Origin of the sequence: Campylobacter sp. S4:11 (genome assembly GCF_024723695.1) — a bacterium.
GTDB classification, from domain to species: Bacteria; Campylobacterota; Campylobacteria; order Campylobacterales; family Campylobacteraceae; genus Campylobacter_D; species Campylobacter_D jejuni_C.
Genome location: NZ_JANQDC010000001.1, coordinates 64,899 through 82,794 on the forward strand (window position 1 = coordinate 64,899; position 17,896 = coordinate 82,794).

Below are 17,896 nucleotides of genomic sequence, written 5' to 3' on the forward strand. Positions count from 1 at the left end.
TTTGCGCTTTTGAAAAAAGGTAGATTATGATAGAAAGAACAAAAATAAGCTCTAATTTTGGTTGGTTTATGGTGATTTTAGGTGGTTTGGTTGAGTGTTTTTGGGTGAGTGGCTTAAAATACTCAACTGAAATTTGGCATTATGCTTTAACAGCCATTGGGGTGTGTATATCTTTTACATGTTTTTTGAAAGCTTGTGAAAGACTTGAAGTAAGTATTGCTTATAGTGTTTTTGTAGGTATTGGCACGGTTGGAGTGGTGCTTAATGAGATGTTTATTTTCAATGAGCCAAGCTCTATTACCAAGCTTACTTTAATAGCCATTTTGCTTTTAAGTATCATAGGCCTTAAAATCATTAGCAAGGAAGCTAAATAATGGAATGGTTTTTTTTATTTTTAGCGACCGCTTTTGAAATTTTTGGTGTGATTATTATGAAGCAACTTGTAAGCACTAAAAATAAGCTTTACCTTTTAGCTTTGATAGTATGTTTTGCTTTTTCATTTGGATTTTTAAGCCTTAGCATGCAAAGTATTGCTATGAGTGTGGCTTATTCTATATGGACAGGAGCTGGAACTGCAGGTGGGGTTATCATAGGGGTGCTTTTTTATAAAGAAAGCAAAAGCTTTTTAAAGCTTTTTTTGATCGCTCTTATCATTGCTTGCACCGTGGGTTTAAAAATACTTTCATAGGTTTAAAATGAAAATATACATTAGCGGTATAGACACAGATGTTGGCAAAACTTATCTAAGTGCTAGAATTTGTAAGGAATTGGGTTTTGATTATTTTAAGCTTATTCAAGCAGGTATGCCAAAAGATAGTGAGGTAGTAGCTCAATTTAGCCCAAAAACTAAGATTTTCAAAGAAGGTGTGTTTTTGCAAACCCCTGCTTCACCACATAAAGGTAGGATTTTAGAAAATTTAAGCTATAAAGCTTTTGATATACAAATTCCACAAAGTGAAAAACTCATTATCGAGTTAGCTGGTGGGCTTTTTTCGCCCCTTGATGATGAAAAAACAATGATTGATTATATGAGTGCGTTTAAGCACCCTACGATTTTAGTTGCAAAAGACTATCTAGGAAGTATCAATCACACGCTTTTAAGTATAGAAGCACTAAAACAAAGAGATATTAAAATCCTTGCTTTAATCTTAAAAACCCAAGATACTTTTAGCAAGGATTTTATAAGTAATTATGCTAAAATTCCTATCATAGAATTTGATGATAAAGTGTGTGAAAAACTTTTGAAAATTATTTATTAATTTCTTCTCGGTTTCGGTGGAAACTTATTTCTTATATATTCTTTACCTTTTTCTGTAATTTTCAATTCTCTTGCAATTTCGTCATATTCTATATAGTCTTTATTTATATAAGTTACCTTGTTGCCTCGATTTGAAATCGGATTGTTGGAATTTTGAAAGTCATATTCATTGCCAAATAAGTTTTCAATATCACGCGTACTAACAGTTCCTTTCTTATAAAGATACATTACAAGTAGTTCATCAAAAAAAGCATTTTGATTAATTTCTCTCATCATTGATTATCCTTTTTATTATTTATTTTTATTATATTAATTTAAAGTTAATTAAAATTAGAATTTATCAAAAATCTCTCTTAAAGACTCTACTACATAAGCAATCTCATCTTCATTTATAACATATGGTGGCATGAAGTAGATTGTATTTCCAAGTGGTCTTAAAAGCAATCCTTTTTCTAAGGCTCTTTGAAAGACTTCAAGTCCTGCTCTTTGATATTTGCTTTTTTGTATATCAAATGCACTTACCATGCCTAAATTTCTAAAATTTCCTAAAAAGTCAAATTCTTTTAAACTCTCCCATTGAGTTTTTATAAAAGCACTTTTGATTTTATTTTTTGTGATGATATTTTCTTTTTCAAAAATATCCAAAGTCGCATTAGCCGCCGCACAAGCTAGAGCATTACCTGTGTAAGAGTGAGAGTGTAAAAAGGCCTTTTGGCTCTCATAGCTATCATAAAATTTCTCATAAATTTCCTCTTTAGTAAGCACCACTGAAAGTGGTAAATACCCACCCGTGATAGCTTTAGAAAGACATATATAATCAATGCTTTGTGAGCAATAATCAAGCGCAAACATTTCCCCTGTGCGTCCAAACCCCGTAGCTATTTCATCAAATATCACTTGCACGCCATAATCTTTAGCAAGTTTAACTGCCTCATCTAAATACCCAAGCTCGTACATATGCATATTGCCCGCACATTGAAGTAAAGGCTCGAGTATAAAAGAACAAATTTCATGATGATGATTTTTTAAAATACTTTCTAAAATTTCAAGTTCTTTTGTATAGTCTTTGCTTGTTGGAACAGGCGTTGTGATACTTTTTAAAAGTAAAGGCTCATAGGTTTTTTTATAAAGTGTTACATCACCAACGCTTAATGCGCCTAAGGTTTCACCATGGTAAGAATTGCTAAGTGATAGGAATTTATCTTTTTTAGAGCCATTGTTTAAGTGGTATTGAAAACTCATTTTTAAAGCCACTTCTATGGCTGAACTACCATTGTCTGCAAAAAAGCATTTATCAAAAGGCAAAAGCTCACAAAGTCTTTGCGAAAGCTTTATGATAGGCTCATGCGAAAAGCCTGCAAGTATAACATGCTCTAAATTTTGAAGTTGATCTTTGATTTTTTCATTGATATATTCATTACAATGGCCAAAGATATTTACCCACCAAGAGCTAATGCAGTCTATGTAGGATTTTTCATCAAAATCATACAAATACACTCCCTTAGCCTTTTTTATAGGTATTAAAGGTAAAAACTCATGATCGCTCATTTGTGTGCAAGGGTGCCAAATGTATTTTAAGTCTAGTTCTTTTAAATTCATTTTTACTTCTTTGATTTTTATTACTAATGATACTACAATTTTTACTCAAATTTATGCTTTAAAATGAAAAAGGATTATTTAGAAAACATTTATATAATTAGCTTTTTATCTTAAACTTAAAGGTAAAGTATGAAAAAAGTTTTGATTATCTTAGCGATTTTATTTTTAAATTTTGCATACTCACAAGAGGATTTGGTTGAAAAAGGAATTAAAGCCTATGAGAGTGGTGATTATATAAATGCTATGAAGTATTATAAAAAAGCCTGTGATTTAAATAGTGGAAATGGCTGTTCTAATCTTGGTTTCATGTATGCAAATGGACAAGGTGTAAAAAAGGATAATTTCAAAGCAGTGGAATTGTATCAAAAAGCATGTAGTTTAAATAGTGGAGATGGCTGTTCTAATCTTGGTTTTATGCATAGAAATGGTTATGGTGTAAGAAAAGATAATTTCAAAGCAGTGGAATTATATCAAAAAGCATGTAGTTTAGAAAAAGGCTTGGGTTGTTTTAATCTAGGTGTAATGTATGCAAATGGACAAGGTGTAAAAAAGGATAATTTTAAAGCAGCAGAATTATATCAAAAAGCATGCGACTTAAATAATGGAAATGGCTGTTTTAATCTCGGAGCTATATATGCACTTGGAAAAGGCGTTAGAAAAGATACTTCTAAGGCTTTAGAATATTTTGGTAAAGCTTGTGATTTAAAAGATGATTTAGGTTGTCAAGCTTACGCAAGGCTTAAACAATAATGCAAATTGCACAAATTTTAGATGAGTTAAAACAACAAGATAATTTTAGAATTTTACGCTCATTAGGGCATGAGGGAAAATATGTTATTTATAATGGGCAAAAATTACTAAATTTAGCGAGCAATGATTATTTAAATTTAAGCAATGAAAAAGCATTAAAGCAAGATTTTTTAACACATTTAAAAGAATTTGAATTTTCTAGTTTAAGTTCAAGAAGCTTGAGTGGAAATTATGCGATTTTTGATGAATTTGAAAGCTTTTTAGAAGCTAAATTAGGCAGAAAAATCTTGCATTTTAACAACGGCTATGCTTTAAATGTTAGCTGTTTGCAAGCTTTAGCAAGCATTAAAAATACTTTGTTTTTAGCAGATAAACAAGTGCATGCAAGTATCATTGATGGTTTAAGGCTTGGCGGGGCTAAATTTATAAGATTTAAACACAATGATATAAAGCATTTACAAAGCTTAGTGCAAAAACACCATAAAGAATTTGAAAATATCATCATCATAAGTGAAGCTTTATTTAGCATGGATGGAGATTTTGCACCTATAAAAGAATTCATAAAATTAAAAAAAGAATTTAAAAATATCAAAATTTACATTGACGAAGCTCATAGCATAGGGTGTTTTAATGATGATGGTTTGGGTTATGTGAAATTTTTAGGCTTAGAAAAGGAAGTGGATTTTTTAGTTTTTACCTTTGGTAAGGCCGTAGCTTCTATGGGAGCTTGCATGATAAGTGATGAAAAAGATTTTTTTATCAACAAAGCAAGAGCCTTTATATACTCAACTGCTATTGCACCTATCAATGTAGCTTGGACTTTGCATGTTTTTAAGCATTTGCATGAATTTAATGCTCAAAGAAAAAAGCTTTTAGAGTTAAGTGCTTGGTTTAAAAATGCTTTAGCAAGTAAAGGTGCAGTTTTAGGTGAGGCTTATGTGATATCTTTTATTTTAGGACAAAATGTACTAGCTAGTGAAATTTCACAAAAGCTTTTAGAAAATGGTATTTTTGCACCTGCTATTAAAGAGCCAACCGTGGCTAAAAATACAGCTAGAATTCGCTTTTCTTTGCATGCTAGTTTAGTAAAAAAAGACTTAGAAAAGGTTTTGGAGGTACTTTGAAAACTCATTTTTTACATGAAAATGCAAATTCATCTGAGTTGATTTTATTTTTTTCAGGATTTTGCTCGCATTTTAGCCATTTTACGCATTTAAAAAGTGATGTAAATGTTTTAATGGTGTATGATTATACGAGTTTTGATTGGGAATTTGATCTTCATAAATTTGAAAAAATCACTCTTGTTGGCTTTTCTATGGGAGTTTGTGTGGCGAGTAAAATTTTAAAAGATATGAAATTTGATAAAAAAATAGCCATAAATGGTACAAATTTACCTATAGATGATGAATTTGGGATCAAAAAAGCCATTTTTAAACTTACGATAAAAAGATTTGCTTTAGAGGATTTTAAAACAAATTTGCTTGAAAAAAGAATGAGTTTGAGCGATGAATTTTATTTTGAAAAAAATGAGTATTTAAAAGAAGAACTTTTAAGTTTATATGAGTTTTGTACTAAGGATTTAAACGAAAATTTCACTTGGGATAAAGCCATAATTAGTAAAGATGATAAGATCTTTCCACCAAAGCATGTTTTAAATTTTTTCAAAGAAAAGGCAATGTTTATCGATGAGCCACATTTTGCATTTTTTAAATACCACACTTGGGAAGCACTTTGCAAACTTTCATAAGAGCAAAAGACACTTATAGTGCAAATACACCTGTTCAAAAAGCCATGGCTAAGGAGCTTTGTAAAATGCTTAGTGAGAATGATTTGAGCGATTTTAAAGCGGTATTTGAGTTTGGCTGTGGAGTAGGGGTTTTTAGTAAGGCTTTGCAAGAGTGTGTTAAATTTAAGCATTATTTTTTAAATGATATTTATACTTTTGAAAATCCTTGTAAGTTTGATGAATTTGGTGTTTTTGATATGAATGAGCTTAAAAATCATCATTTTTATACGAAAAAATTTGATCTTATAGCTTCAAATGCTTGTATGCAGTGGCTAAAGATAGATGAGCTTTTAGAAAATCTTGCAAATATGTTAAATAAAAATGGGATTTTGCTTTTTTCTACTTTTGGAGAAAAAAATTTCACTCAAATAAAGCAAAGCACTAATTTATCACTTGAATATTTAACTTTAGAGCAAATTACACAAAAGCTTTCTAAAAAATTTAAGATCATAAAGGCAAAAGAAGAATTAAAAGAGCTAAAATTTGATCATACTTTAGAGCTTTTTAGGCATTTGAAATTAAGCGGGGTTAATGCTTTGAGTGAAAAATTTTTCATAAGCAAGGCATTTTTAAAAAACTATGAAAAAGAATTTCAAAATACCTTGACTTATCATCCTTTATTTTTTATGTGTCAAGTTTATTAAATTTGATAGATATTTTTTTGCCAACTTTTCTCTTAGATAAAGTTTATTAAAATCACTTATATCCATACATAAAGCAAAAGCATAAATTTGATGAGTTTTTTTGTCTTTTATAAAACCTACGATTTGTCCGTATTTTTCTTTTCCCCAGCCTGTTTTTGCAAAAAACTCATAATGATCATTTTCACTAAGTTTTATTATATTTATAATTTCTTTTTGTATATTTTTAGGATAATCTAGTGCTAAATTTGCAAGTTTAAAAAGTAAAACAGATTGCTCTTTAGGACTAATTTGCAAAGAATCATCAAGCCAAAATTCATCGATTTTACTTATTTTTTGGTTGCCATAGTTGAGTTTATTTAGGTTTTTTTGCATTTTTTCCAAGCCTATTTTTTTAGCTAGTTCTTTATAAGCAGGTAGCTGAGATCTTTGCATAGCTAGGGCTAAATTTGCGTCATTTTTCCAAGAGGGTAAAAATACTTTTTCGCCTTTGTAATGATAAAAAATCTCATTAGTATTTTTCACAATACCTTCATTAAGTGCGATTAGGGCGTTGAAAATTTTAAAAGTAGAGGCAGGTAGAATGCGTTTGTTTACTTTTTTAAAATCATTACTATAATAATTTTTGCCATCATAAGCTATAAAAACTCCACTTTCATTGTAATCTTTAAAAAGATTTTCTAAATTTTCATTTGCCAAAGTAAAAGAGCAAAAAAGGCTAAAAAGTAAAAGTATTTTTTTCAATTTATTTCCTTTTTCATGAAGAAATTTTTTAATTCTTGTTGATCTCTTATAGCAATGTTTTCTTTGATGATTTTAAATCCTGCTTTTAAAAAGAAATTTTTAGCACTAAGGCTAGCAAAAGTATAAATTTCACTATAAGGGTAGTTTTTAAGAGCAAATTCTAATAAAGCTTTACCATAACCTTGATGAGCATAGTTTGCATGAGTAAAGCAAAGATCGAGTGTTTTTTCTTCTAAATTTATACTTATAAAAGATATGATTTGGCCTTTTTCTTCATAAACAAAGCCTAGTTGATTTTGAAATTTTTCCTCCCAAGCTTTTTGGTCTATATTAATCCAAGCATGAATTTGCTCTTTTGTATAATCATTTTTACAAAGAGTAGATACGCTTTGCTTAAAAAGCTTGATACAAGAAGCTAAGTCTTTTATATCAAGCTTTCTTATCAAGCACTTTCCTTAAAGCCAAAGAAGCTAAAGCAAGCCCAAAAGAGGCTGTCACACCCATAAATGAGCCAAGATCTTTACAATGAGCTTCTTCATCTGAAAATACCACATCAAAGTCTCCTTTAAAGCCTGATTTTCTAAGCTCATAGCGGAATTTTTTAGCTAGGGCATCGCCGTGAGTTTTAAATATGCTTGTCGTCTTAATACGCGTTGGATCAAGCTTTCTAGCTCCACCGGTTGATGAGATAAAAATTTGTTTTTTCAAATCAACCAAATTAGCCAAAGCAACCTTAGCAGGTATATCATCAATCGCATCAATGATTAAATCAAACTCACTTAGATCAAAACTTTTCAAAAACTCATCATCGATTTTACTAACTATACCTTTGGCATTGTAAATGCGTTCAAAAACCTTAGCTTTTTCTGCGCCTATATTTTCACTATGAAGCTGGCGGTTTTGATTAGTAGTTTCAAATTTATCCGCATCGATTAAGGTTAGATTGCTAAAGCCACTTCTAAAAAGCGCATCAACGCAAATTCCACCAACTCCACCCAAACCACAAACTAAAACTTTGGTATTTTGAAATTTAATAAAATTATCTTCATTAACAAGCCATTTTATACGCGTGTATCTATCCATTTTTCATCCATTTTTTGAGATTTTTCATTTGTTTATAAGCTGTTAGATCAAGCATTATAGGGGTTATTGTGGCATAACCTTGTTTTAAAAGTGCTATGTCTGAGTCTTTTTCATTTTCATGATCAAGATTAGCAGCAGCTAGCCAGTAGTATTCTATACCTCTTGGATTTGTATTTGAGTGTGCTTCATAACTATAAATTCTTTTGCCTGCTTTGCAAATTTTTAAGCCCTGAAAGGCTGTTTTACTAGAAGGAAAGTTGATATTTAAAAATTCTTTTTTATCTAAAGGAAAGCCTTTTTCAAAGATATTTTTGACTATTTTTTTAGTAAGCTTTAAAGCAAGTTTATAATCAAGCTCTTTTTGGCTATCTTTGTAAAATTGTGATAAAGCAATGGCAGGAATTCCATGAAGTACAGCTTCCATAGCACCTGCGCAAGTTCCTGAGTAAGTGATATCCTCGCCTACATTAGCTCCTTTATTGATTCCACTTATGACAAGATCAGGCAAACGCTTTTTATATAAAGCATGCAAAGCAAGATAAACGCAATCTGCAGGTGTGCCATCATCAAGCTTGTAAAATCTTTTACCAACCTTGTGAAATCTCAAAGGTTTGGTTAGTGTTATGGAGTGCGAGCATGCTGATTTTTCACTAGCAGGAGCTACTATGGTAATTTTAGCTTTAAAATGCTTTCTTAGCATTTTAATAAGCTTTTTTAAGCCTTCACTTTCATAGCCATCATCGTTTGTTATTAAAATTTCTTTCATGTTTTTTCCTTTTTTTAAATTTTAACACAAGTAATACAATATTTTTTATTGCTAAATTGTTTTTTCATTTTTTAAATATTAAAATTATAGTTTTGATTAATTTTTTAAAGGAAAGAATGATGTCAAAACTTTTGCTTTTTAGTGCTTCTGGTTATAAAGATAGTGCGTATCTAAGTCATACTAGAGAATTTATAGATGATTTTTTAAAAGAAAATTCCATGAAAGATGAAGAAATTCTTTTTATACCTTATGCGGGTGTTAGAAGGACTTATGATGCTTATGAAGCTAGGGTAAAAGAAGGCTTGAAAAAAGATAATATCAAATCATTACACCATTTTGAAAATTTAAAAGAAGCAATTTTAAATGCAAAAGTTTTTTTAGTAGGTGGAGGCAATAGCTTTATGCTTTTGCATAAATTATATGAAAATGATTTGCTTGAAGTGTTAAAAGAACGTATTGAAAAAGGAGCTTGTTATATGGGTTGGAGTGCAGGCTCAAATATAGCAGGACTTAGCATAAAAACAACTAATGATATGCCTATTGTTATGCCAAAAAGTTTTGATAGTTTAGGGGTTTTTCCTTATCAAATCAACCCGCATTTTATTAGTGGTAAAATTCCTGGCCATAATGGAGAAAGCAGAGAGGAGCGCTTGGAAGAGTTTTTATTAGCTAACCCAAAAGACATTGTTTATGCTATACCGGAGGGTTCTGCATTAAAAGTGCAAGATGATAGCTTAAAAATCATAGGTCATCATGATGTGCTAAAGCTAAGCTATCCTTTTAATGTGGAATATTTAAAAGTCAATCAAATAACTAAAATCTAAAGGAGAAAAATGCAAACTTTTTATCTTTTAGCTGCGATTTTTGGTATTGTGGCTGTGGTTTATTTGCTTATTAAAAAAGTAGAAACAAAAACAGCTTTAATTAGTGTTGGTTTTATTTTATGTTTGATTTCACTTAAGCCCATTGAAGCTTTGAGTGCTTTTACGCATGCTATGGTGCAACCTGCTTTGATTAAGGCAATTTGTGCAAGCATGGGCTTTGCTTTTGTGATGAAAGTGACTAGGTGTGATAAGCATTTGGTTAAACTACTTACAACACCTTTGAAAAATGTAGGATTTTTCTTAATCCCGCTTGCTTTTATGGTGACTTTTTTCATCGCTATAGCTATACCTTCAGCAGCAGGATGTTCAGCTGCAGTTGGTGCGACTTTGATACCGCTTTTAATGGCTTCAGGTATAAAACCTGCTATGGCAGCAACAACGGTGCTTTGTGGAACTATAGGAGGAATTTTAAGTCCAGGTGTTTCTCATACGGCTTTGATTTCTGAAATTTCAGGGAAAAATATACAAGAAATTGTTTTAACTCAAACTCCAAATGCATTAACGGCAGGAGTAATAGTGATGATTTCTTTGATGATTATGGCAGTGATTTTTAAAGACTATCAAAAAGGGCAAGTTTTTGAAGCGGCTAATCAAAGTAAGACTGAAGATAATATTGAAAAAGTAAATGTATTTTATGCACTTATGCCTTTAGTGCCTTTAATTGTGCTAATTATAGGCGCAAGTCCTTTAAATGATTATGAGTTTTTAACATGGACAAAAGAAGTTGGAGTTGCTGAAGCCATGCTTTTGGGAGCGATTATAGCTTTAGTAGTAACTATGAGTAAGCCTGATAGTATTTTTAAAGAGTTTTTTAATGGTATGGGAAAATCTTATGCAGAGATTATAGGGATTATCATAGCTGCTAGTGTTTTTGTTGCAGGTTTAAAAGCATGCGGGGTAATTGATATCATCATAGAATGGCTTAAAAATGAACAACATTATGTGCGTTTTGGTGGAACTTTTATACCATTTTTAATGGCTATGGTTACAGGTAGTGGTGATGCTGCTGCTATGGCCTTTAATAAGGCTGTAACTATTCATGCTCAAGATCTTGGTTTTAATCAAGTTAAACTTGGTACTGCAGTGGCAATGTCAGCAGTGCTTGGAAGATACCTTTCGCCTATTTTAGGAGCTTGTATTATCGTTTCAGCTATAGCAGGGGTTAGTCCTTTAGAAATTGTTAAAAGAACTGCTTTAGGTTGTGTTGTTTCTGTAATTGTAATTGCTTTTGTGTTATTATAAATTTAAGCCTTAAAAGGCTTAAATTTATTTTGCAGCTAGGATGATGATTTCTTGTATAACTTTACTCGCTGCTTTTAAAGATTTAACAGGTAAATACTCATAAATAGAGTGAAAATTATGTGCTCCAGTAAAGATATTTGGACAAGGCAAGCCTTTTTCTGAAAGCACTGCTCCATCGTATCCTCCACGCATAGGAATGATTTTAGTTTTGATATTTAAATTTTCATAAGCTTGTAAAGCAAGTTTAATAGGTAAAGATTTGGTTGTTTTTAGACTATTAAAGACATTTTTATAACGATCATTAAGCTTAATGTTAATTCTTTCTTCTCCGTATAACTTTTTAAAACTATCGTTTAAATCTTGTAAAAATTGCATTCTTTGTTTGTATTTTTCATCATCAAATTCTCTAATATCTATTTTTAAAATAGTTTTAGCGCTATTTCCTTGGAGTTCTTTAACCCAAAAATATCCTTCTTTATTTTCTGTATATTCAGGTGCTTCGCCATTTGGAAGCATAGAGATAAATTTGTGTGCTAAAAGTAAAGAATTAACTAATTTTCCTTTGGCGCTCATAGGATGAGCGGATTTTCCTATAAATTCTACTTCACAATCTCCTGCATTCCAATTTTCATAAATAAACTCTCCTATCTCACAGCAATCTAAACAATACCCAAAATCAGCATTAATTTCTTTTATATCAAAAGCTTTTGCTCCTCTTAAGCCTTGCTCTTCATCAGGTAAAAAGCAAGCATAAATATCGCCATGTTTAATATCAGGATTTTTAACAAAAAATTCAAGCATATCCATAATCGCTGCAATGGCTGCTTTATCATCAGCTCCAAGCAAGCTTGTGCCATCGGTGTGGATAATATCATCTCCTATGTAGTTTTTAAGCTCTTTAAATTCACTTTCTTTTAGATAAAGATCTAAGTTTTTATTTAAGCATATATCCCCACCTTGATACTTAGTGATTTGTGCTTTGGTATTGTTGGTTTGTTCCATACTTGTATCTAAATGCGCAAAAAAGGCTATTTTGGGAGCATTTGGAGTGTTTGCTGGTAAAAGAGCTGTGGTGATGGTGTTTTCTCTTCTTTTGATGTCTTTTAAACCTAGTTCTTGTAATTCTTTTTCAAGCAATTTTGCAAGCTCCATTTGATTAGGACTTGATGGCATAATGCCTTTAGCGCCATTTTCTCTATTTGTAGTGGTATTAATCTTAGTGTAGTTTATAAATCTTTGAACAATATCCATAATTTTTCCTTTTAGATTAAAATTAATAAATTATAACAATTCATTTTTTAAATACTTAATAAAATCAAGAAAAGCTATTAATGATATTTTTTATCAAAATGTTTTAAAATTATGTTAATATATTCAAACTTAAAAATTCAAGGAGGAAAAATGCATAAAATTAAATTTGCGATGATGTTGATCGCGTTTATAGCATTTCTTATGGGGTGTTCTTCTAAGGAACAATTAAATCCTTTAGGACGCTCTTTTGGTAATATAAATGATACTGATCCTTTAAAAATAGGTAAAAATCCAACACCACCTGCAAAGCAAACAATTCCAGCTTTAGTAGAAGGTAAAGATATAGTTCCAGCTGTGCCTTTAGATCCACCGCTTATAAAAACAAATACTTTTAAAGGTAATAATGCTATAAAAGGTCCTTTACCAAGATTGACATCAACTGGGAATTTTAGTGAGAGCTCGGTGTTTGAAAATAGAGGTTTTCCGAGTGATTTTGTTACTATTATGAATCCAAATGGAGCTGCGTTAACTGTATGGGCTTTAGCTGCTGGAAATTGGATTTGGGGTTATAATTTATATAATAGTAAACCTTTTGGCGATGCTAGGGTTTGGCAACTTATAGAATTTCCAAATGATATGGTTATGATTAAGAACGCAAAAACTAATACTTGCTTAAATGCTTACGGAAATGGTATAGTACATTATCCTTGTGATCAAAGTAATTACGCACAATTTTGGAAATTTTTTCCTATGAGTAATGGGTCTTTTCAAATTCAAAATTTTGCAACGCAACAGTGTATTCAAACTCCGGTAAAAGATGTAATGCATGAGTTTGATTTTAGTTTTTATAATATATATTTAACTGATTGTGTAAAAAAAGGGGAGAAAAATTTAGACAGACAATGGTATATAACTGTACCAACTTTCACAGCAAAAACCCCTTATATGGGAAAATAGGAGAAGAATATGAAAAAAATAATATTATCTTTTATTTTTAGTGTGAGCTTGGCTTTTAGCGCTTTAGATGATTATAATGTAGGAACTTGGAATTTACAAGGATCATCAGCATCAACTGAAAGTAAATGGAATATTAGTATAAGACAATTGGTAACTGGAGATAATCCTTTAGATGTTTTAGCAGTGCAAGAAGCTGGAGTTTTACCTTCTACTGCAATGATGACTCCAAGACAGGTTCAGCCACCAGGGGTAGGTATTCCTATTCATGAATATGAATGGAATTTGGGCTCTTTGTCGCGTCCAAATTCTGTTTTTATATATTATTCTAGGGTAGATGTTGGAGCAAATCGTGTTAATATGGCTATAGTTAGTAGAAGACAAGCTGATGAGGTTATAGTTTTACCTCCCCCAACTGTTGCTTCAAGACCTATTATAGGAATTCGTATAGGAAATGATGTATTTTTTAGTATACACGCTTTAGCAAGAGGTGGCAATGATGCAGGTGCTATTGTAACGGCAGTGGATATGCATTTTAGAAATATGCCACAAATTAATTGGATGATTATGGGTGATTTTAATAGAACACCTAATAATCTTATAGGATTACTTGATCCGGATTTAAGATCGCGTGTTAATATAGTATCACCGCCTTCTTTTACACAAACTAGTGGCAATATAATTGATTATGCAATTACCGGAAATTCAAATCAAGGTGCACTTTATACTCCACCTGCTTTTGCTGCTGTTTTAGCATTAGCTGGATTAAGGAGTTTTTTAGCTTCAGATCATTTTCCAGTAAATTTTAGAAGATTTTAGGAGTTTGTGATGAAAAAAATTATATTTTTATTATTTGCATATATTGGTTTTTCTTTTGGTGCGCCTCCTTCGCAAGGAGATTTACCAGATTTTACCCCTATGTTTGCTATAAGATCGCTTGAAACAGGAATTTCGTTAAGTCCATTTAGGGATAGTTCAACAAAATTAGAAGATCAAAACTGGATTCTAAGAGAAATTGTACTTAGCGAAGAATTAAAACAAAAAGATACTTTGGCAGATAAACTTCCTTTTGGTTATGTGCAATTTGTAAATCCAAGTGATGATGATTTGTGTTTAGCTATATTAGAAAGTGGTTTTTTTGGTGGAAAATCTTGCAAACAGGATTTAGAAGATGGAAAATTAGAAACGGTTTATTCTATTATGCCAACTACTACTTCTGCTGTACAAATTCGCTCTTTAGTGCTTGGGGGTGTAGAATGTATGGTAGTATTTAATAATCCTCAAGTTCCTATTGAACAGCGTTTTGGAATTCAACAATGTACTCTTGATGATCCTGCTTTATTTTTGGAACTTTATGAATTAATGTTTTTTACTCCTGCTATCGTTGAAGCAACTCCGCTTTATTAAAAATTTACTTGCTATTTTAGCAAGTAAATTTTTACTTTTCTTAAAGTAATATCTATTCATTTTTTTAAGTCAAAAAAAGATATTATTTTAACTTACAAATTTAAAGGTAAAGCATGGATTATAAAAAAGCATTTTATTTAAAATTAGAGGATTGCTATTTGGGAACAAAAATCAAACATTCACAAAATCAAGCTAAAAATGGTTTTACAAATTTACTCGTTATAAAAGAAAAATATTTTCAAAAAATTAAAGACTATTTAGACACACAAAAGCTTTATACAGATACTTATAATAAACTTTATAATTTTTTTAGCACTTATTTAAACGAAACAGGAACGCCGTTTTTTTACGATACACCTATGTATAAAAATATCTATGCAAGGGTATATTCAAATTCAAAAGACACAAGTCTTTTTTATAAAACACAAAATTTATACTATGTAAAATCAGATACTATTTATAATCCTTTAAGCTTGCAAAGTGAAGATAAAAAATACACTTTAAATTTTCTTACCGATGAGTATGAGCAAAATGCTGATAATAATAAAAGTAAAATCAATTTTTATTTGCAAAATATACAAGATGATAATATAAACATAAAAGTGATAAATTCTAAAAATAATGATGGCACAAATGTATTTAAACAAAACTCAAGCGAATTTAGTGATGTTTTTTTAAAGACTTTAAAAAATGCACAAATAAACATAAAAGAAGAAGAGCTAAAAAAGCTTTTTAAAACTTATAAAAAACAAAATGAAGTAGATTTTTTCATCCATAAAAATGCGAAAGAATTTTTAAAAGAACAATTTGATTTGTGGTTGTTTTTCTATGTGAATGATAGCATTACTGATTGGACTAAAGAAAAGATAGATGAAATCAACGATCTAAAACAAATTGCTTTTGCTATCATCGACTTGATAGCTGACTTTGAAAATGAGTTAAAAGCTATATGGTTAAAGCCAAAATTTGCTAAAAATGCTCACTATGTATTTAGCTTAGATACTATTAAATCACACTCAAATAACGCTGGTGAAATTTTAAACTCCATATATAAAGATGTAAATTTTAATGAGCAAATCACAGAATGGAAAGAATTAAATTTCATAAATGATGAGTTTGATATAAAATTCATAAATGATGAAAAATACAAATTCTTACCGCTTGATACAAAGTATTTAAGCGAGGAAAATTATTATAAACTTTTGCAAAGTTTTGAAAATTTAGATGAAATTTTAAATGGAGAGCTTGTAAAAGCAGATAATTTTCAAGCACTTAACTCTCTAATGCCAAAATATCAAGGTAAAATAGATCTAATCTATATAGATCCGCCATTTAATACAGGAAGTGACTTTGACTACAAAGATAAATTTCAAGATAGTACTTGGTTTTCTTTAATGCATAATCGCTTGGAATTAGCAAAAGAATTTTTAAGCGATAAAGGAAGTTTTTATTTGCATTTAGATTACAATGCAAATTATCGTGGCAGGGAGCTTTTAAATGAAGTTTTCGGGGAAGAGAATTTTGTAAATGAAATTGTGTGGAATTACAAGGGTACCACAAATACTAATATTAAATTTGCTCCAAAGCATGATACTATACTATATTATAAAACAAAGAATCATATTTTTAATTTTGATGATGTAAGAATTCCCTATGAAGATGATGATAAATTTTCCATAGATGAAAATGGAAAATATTATATGATGTGGAAAAAAGATCAGAGATATTATCCGCCACAAAAATTTGTAAATAATACTTGGATATTATTAGGAAAATCTCAGTATGATGTATGGAATGATATTCCATCAATGGCAACGGCTCATGGAAAAGAATTTTTAAATTTTCAAACACAAAAACAAGAAAAATTGCTTCAAAGAATAATAAAAGCAAGCAGTAATGAAAATTCTATAGTTTTTGATTATCATTTAGGAAGTGGCACTACAATAGCTACTGCACATAAACTAAAACGCAAATGGCTTGGAGTGGAAATGGGAGAGCATTTTTACAAAGTCATCATCCCAAGAATGAAAAAAGTTTTAAATGGTTTTGTTTGTGGTATAAGCAAAGAAGTAGAATTTAAAGGTGGTGGCGCTTTTAGATACTATGAACTTGAAAGCTATGAAGAAAGTTTAGAAAATTGTGAGTATGAGCTTGATAAAAACTCATTTATAGATTATAGAAAATCACGCAAACTCATAAAAGCACTCAAAAAAGGCGAAAATATATGTCTTGATATGAAAGCTTATGATAAAGAATTGGATATATTTTTAACGATGTCAAATCTTTTAGGACTTCAAATCAAAAATATTTTTATAGATGAAAATGGCATAAAATCTTGTAAATTTGAAAACGATGAGATTGTAAATTTAGAAAATATAGACTTAATTAAATATCAAAAACTAAAAAATCTAATATGGTGGGAAAAGTGATGAACGAGAGTGAATTATATATTTATTTAGGACAAGATGAGCATTATATTACTCTTGATGAAATGAATTTGATTATAAATACTATTAATACAATTAGTAATGATTTGTGTGTAAAGTTGTTATCAAATTATCAAGATATTTCATTGGTTATATATCCATGTGAACAAGGTTCGTTTAAATTAAAAATTAAACATATGTTGTTAGGTACAGGTGTTTGTATTTTGACTTGGCTCAATGAAAGTGAAGCTGGTAGAGCCTTTGTTGAAGGTTTAACAGGACATGAAACACCATATTACTATAAGAGGGCTGGACAAATTTTAGGAGATGCAATAAAAGGTGTGTTAGAAAAAGATATATTTACACTCGAAAAAATAAATAACGAATTAGGCAATTATGGGTATATTTTAGATAAATCTATAAAAGAAAAAAGCGTGTTGTATGAAGCAATCAATAAGAGCAAAACGATAAAATCAATAAGTTTTAACAATGAGAATAGAAATGTAATACCAAAAAAAGATTTTATTAATCATATTAAAAAAGGTGATATTATCCGTCAACTAGAACCTAATTATGAAATATTAGATTTGATAATTTCAAAATCGATCAATACTAAGCAACAAGGAAAATGGACATTTGAATTATTAGAGACTAAGAAAAAGTTTAATGCAAAAATACTAGATAATGTATTTATGTCAAAATTTTTAGATGGTTTTTATCCGCTTAAAGAAGGTAATCAGGATGATATTATCAAGGCTTTATTGCGTATAGATGCAAAAATAAAAAACGGAAATAAAGAAACAGAGGAATATTTTATTCAAGAAATTTTTAATTTTAATGAAAATAAAATTAAAGTTATTCCTCAAGAATTTGAAAAATATCTGCAAACAAAGTATGATTATAAAACGCCAAGTCTTTTTAATTGAGATCAGAGGTAATAAAGCTAATACAAAACAACATCATCTTTTGCATTATGCAAGTTAAAAAGTTCAAAGTAGAGTTTTATGAGTTTAGTGATAGTATGTATCAAATCAAAAGAGCTTGGTAAAACTTTTTGATGTTTTAAGAGAAAATATTGCTACGTATATTAAAAACATATTGCAAG

The 17,896-nt window shown here is 30.1% G+C and carries 21 protein-coding genes; 14 read left to right on the forward strand and 7 right to left on the reverse strand.

All coding sequences use genetic code 11. From position 1 onward, the window contains the following. Positions 1 to 26: 26 nt before the first annotated feature. The 3 genes from CAMP5053_RS00330 to bioD are packed head-to-tail and all read left to right on the forward strand — an operon-like array spanning position 27 to position 1,259. Positions 27 to 374 carry a DMT family transporter gene (locus CAMP5053_RS00330; protein ID WP_087699708.1) on the forward strand — a complete coding sequence of 116 codons (348 nt, stop codon included), beginning with the start codon at positions 27 to 29 and terminating at the stop codon, positions 372 to 374. Next, complete coding sequence (locus tag CAMP5053_RS00335) at positions 374 to 688, forward strand: DMT family transporter (RefSeq protein WP_087699706.1); 315 nt, start codon at positions 374 to 376, stop codon at positions 686 to 688. Before CAMP5053_RS00330 ends, CAMP5053_RS00335 begins: the two co-directional genes overlap by 1 nt. Positions 689 to 695: 7 nt before the next feature. Further along, on the forward strand, positions 696 to 1,259 hold the full coding sequence (gene bioD / locus CAMP5053_RS00340) for a dethiobiotin synthase (RefSeq protein WP_337217047.1): 564 nt from the start codon (positions 696 to 698) through the stop codon (positions 1,257 to 1,259). Here the strand turns inward: bioD and CAMP5053_RS00345 are convergent. Both CAMP5053_RS00345 and CAMP5053_RS00350 read right to left on the reverse strand, forming a co-directional pair. Then, positions 1,256 to 1,534, reverse strand: coding sequence for a hypothetical protein (locus CAMP5053_RS00345; protein ID WP_261544942.1), 279 nt, complete (start codon positions 1,532 to 1,534; stop codon positions 1,256 to 1,258). The genes bioD and CAMP5053_RS00345 overlap by 4 nt on opposite strands. Before the next feature lie 54 nt (positions 1,535 to 1,588). Further along, positions 1,589 to 2,857 carry an adenosylmethionine--8-amino-7-oxononanoate transaminase gene (locus CAMP5053_RS00350; protein ID WP_337217048.1) on the reverse strand — a complete coding sequence of 423 codons (1,269 nt, stop codon included), beginning with the start codon at positions 2,855 to 2,857 and terminating at the stop codon, positions 1,589 to 1,591. Positions 2,858 to 2,986: 129 nt separating this feature from the next. On the opposite strand from CAMP5053_RS00350, the gene CAMP5053_RS00355 reads away from it, so the two are divergent. Genes CAMP5053_RS00355 through CAMP5053_RS00370 form a run of 4 tightly spaced genes read left to right on the forward strand, consistent with a single transcriptional unit; the run spans position 2,987 to position 6,037 of the window. Next, entirely contained in the window at positions 2,987 to 3,607 is a 621-nt protein-coding gene (locus tag CAMP5053_RS00355; protein WP_337217049.1) for a tetratricopeptide repeat protein, read from the forward strand. Continuing rightward, positions 3,607 to 4,731, forward strand: a complete 1,125-nt coding sequence (locus CAMP5053_RS00360) for an aminotransferase class I/II-fold pyridoxal phosphate-dependent enzyme (protein ID WP_337217050.1) — start codon at positions 3,607 to 3,609, stop codon at positions 4,729 to 4,731. The genes CAMP5053_RS00355 and CAMP5053_RS00360 overlap by 1 nt, the downstream gene beginning before the upstream one ends. Further along, positions 4,728 to 5,354, forward strand: a complete 627-nt coding sequence (locus CAMP5053_RS00365) for a pimeloyl-ACP methyl esterase BioG family protein (protein WP_337217051.1) — start codon at positions 4,728 to 4,730, stop codon at positions 5,352 to 5,354. Before CAMP5053_RS00360 ends, CAMP5053_RS00365 begins: the two co-directional genes overlap by 4 nt. Then, on the forward strand, positions 5,339 to 6,037 hold the full coding sequence (locus CAMP5053_RS00370) for a methyltransferase domain-containing protein (RefSeq protein WP_337217052.1): 699 nt from the start codon (positions 5,339 to 5,341) through the stop codon (positions 6,035 to 6,037). The genes CAMP5053_RS00365 and CAMP5053_RS00370 overlap by 16 nt, the downstream gene beginning before the upstream one ends. Here the strand turns inward: CAMP5053_RS00370 and blaOXA are convergent. The 4 genes from blaOXA to surE are packed head-to-tail and all read right to left on the reverse strand — an operon-like array spanning position 6,011 to position 8,627. Next, the gene (gene blaOXA, locus CAMP5053_RS00375; RefSeq protein WP_337217053.1) at positions 6,011 to 6,778 is read right to left on the reverse strand and encodes an OXA-493 family class D beta-lactamase; all 768 of its coding nucleotides are present in this window, start codon (positions 6,776 to 6,778) and stop codon (positions 6,011 to 6,013) included. The genes CAMP5053_RS00370 and blaOXA overlap by 27 nt on opposite strands. Continuing rightward, complete coding sequence (locus tag CAMP5053_RS00380) at positions 6,775 to 7,224, reverse strand: GNAT family N-acetyltransferase (RefSeq protein ID WP_337217054.1); 450 nt, start codon at positions 7,222 to 7,224, stop codon at positions 6,775 to 6,777. Before CAMP5053_RS00380 ends, blaOXA begins: the two co-directional genes overlap by 4 nt. After that, on the reverse strand, positions 7,208 to 7,861 hold the full coding sequence (locus CAMP5053_RS00385) for a ThiF family adenylyltransferase (RefSeq protein WP_257942006.1): 654 nt from the start codon (positions 7,859 to 7,861) through the stop codon (positions 7,208 to 7,210). The genes CAMP5053_RS00380 and CAMP5053_RS00385 overlap by 17 nt, the downstream gene beginning before the upstream one ends. Next, positions 7,854 to 8,627: a 5'/3'-nucleotidase SurE gene (gene surE / locus CAMP5053_RS00390; RefSeq protein WP_337217055.1), complete on the reverse strand. Its 774-nt coding sequence runs from the start codon at positions 8,625 to 8,627 to the stop codon at positions 7,854 to 7,856. Before surE ends, CAMP5053_RS00385 begins: the two co-directional genes overlap by 8 nt. Before the next feature lie 119 nt (positions 8,628 to 8,746). Between surE and pepE the strand changes: the two genes are divergently transcribed. Both pepE and dcuC read left to right on the forward strand, forming a co-directional pair. Then, positions 8,747 to 9,451 carry a dipeptidase PepE gene (pepE, locus tag CAMP5053_RS00395; RefSeq protein ID WP_337217072.1) on the forward strand — a complete coding sequence of 235 codons (705 nt, stop codon included), beginning with the start codon at positions 8,747 to 8,749 and terminating at the stop codon, positions 9,449 to 9,451. Between the two features lie 9 nt (positions 9,452 to 9,460). Next, positions 9,461 to 10,753 carry a C4-dicarboxylate transporter DcuC gene (dcuC, locus tag CAMP5053_RS00400; protein ID WP_337217056.1) on the forward strand — a complete coding sequence of 431 codons (1,293 nt, stop codon included), beginning with the start codon at positions 9,461 to 9,463 and terminating at the stop codon, positions 10,751 to 10,753. 24 nt (positions 10,754 to 10,777) lie between these two features. Here dcuC and pepT read toward each other — a convergent pair whose 3' ends face one another. Next, a complete protein-coding gene (pepT, locus tag CAMP5053_RS00405; RefSeq protein WP_337217057.1) occupies positions 10,778 to 12,004 on the reverse strand; it encodes a peptidase T in 1,227 nt (408 codons plus the stop codon). A 150-nt stretch (positions 12,005 to 12,154) separates the two neighbouring features. Here pepT and CAMP5053_RS00410 point away from each other — a divergent pair, with 150 nt between their 5' ends. The 5 genes from CAMP5053_RS00410 to CAMP5053_RS00430 all read left to right on the forward strand — a co-directional run bounded on the left by CAMP5053_RS00410 (position 12,155) and on the right by CAMP5053_RS00430 (position 17,717). Next, complete coding sequence (locus tag CAMP5053_RS00410) at positions 12,155 to 12,961, forward strand: RICIN domain-containing protein (protein WP_087699680.1); 807 nt, start codon at positions 12,155 to 12,157, stop codon at positions 12,959 to 12,961. A gap of 9 nt (positions 12,962 to 12,970) precedes the next feature. After that, on the forward strand, positions 12,971 to 13,777 hold the full coding sequence (locus CAMP5053_RS00415; RefSeq protein WP_214099977.1) for a cytolethal distending toxin subunit B family protein: 807 nt from the start codon (positions 12,971 to 12,973) through the stop codon (positions 13,775 to 13,777). Positions 13,778 to 13,786: 9 nt separating this feature from the next. Beyond that, positions 13,787 to 14,365, forward strand: coding sequence for a cytolethal distending toxin subunit A (locus tag CAMP5053_RS00420; protein WP_087699677.1), 579 nt, complete (start codon positions 13,787 to 13,789; stop codon positions 14,363 to 14,365). Positions 14,366 to 14,478: 113 nt separating this feature from the next. Next, on the forward strand, positions 14,479 to 16,794 hold the full coding sequence (locus CAMP5053_RS00425) for a site-specific DNA-methyltransferase (protein ID WP_337217058.1): 2,316 nt from the start codon (positions 14,479 to 14,481) through the stop codon (positions 16,792 to 16,794). Further along, positions 16,794 to 17,717: a hypothetical protein gene (locus CAMP5053_RS00430; RefSeq protein ID WP_337217059.1), complete on the forward strand. Its 924-nt coding sequence runs from the start codon at positions 16,794 to 16,796 to the stop codon at positions 17,715 to 17,717. Before CAMP5053_RS00425 ends, CAMP5053_RS00430 begins: the two co-directional genes overlap by 1 nt. Positions 17,718 to 17,896: the final 179 nt, after the last annotated feature.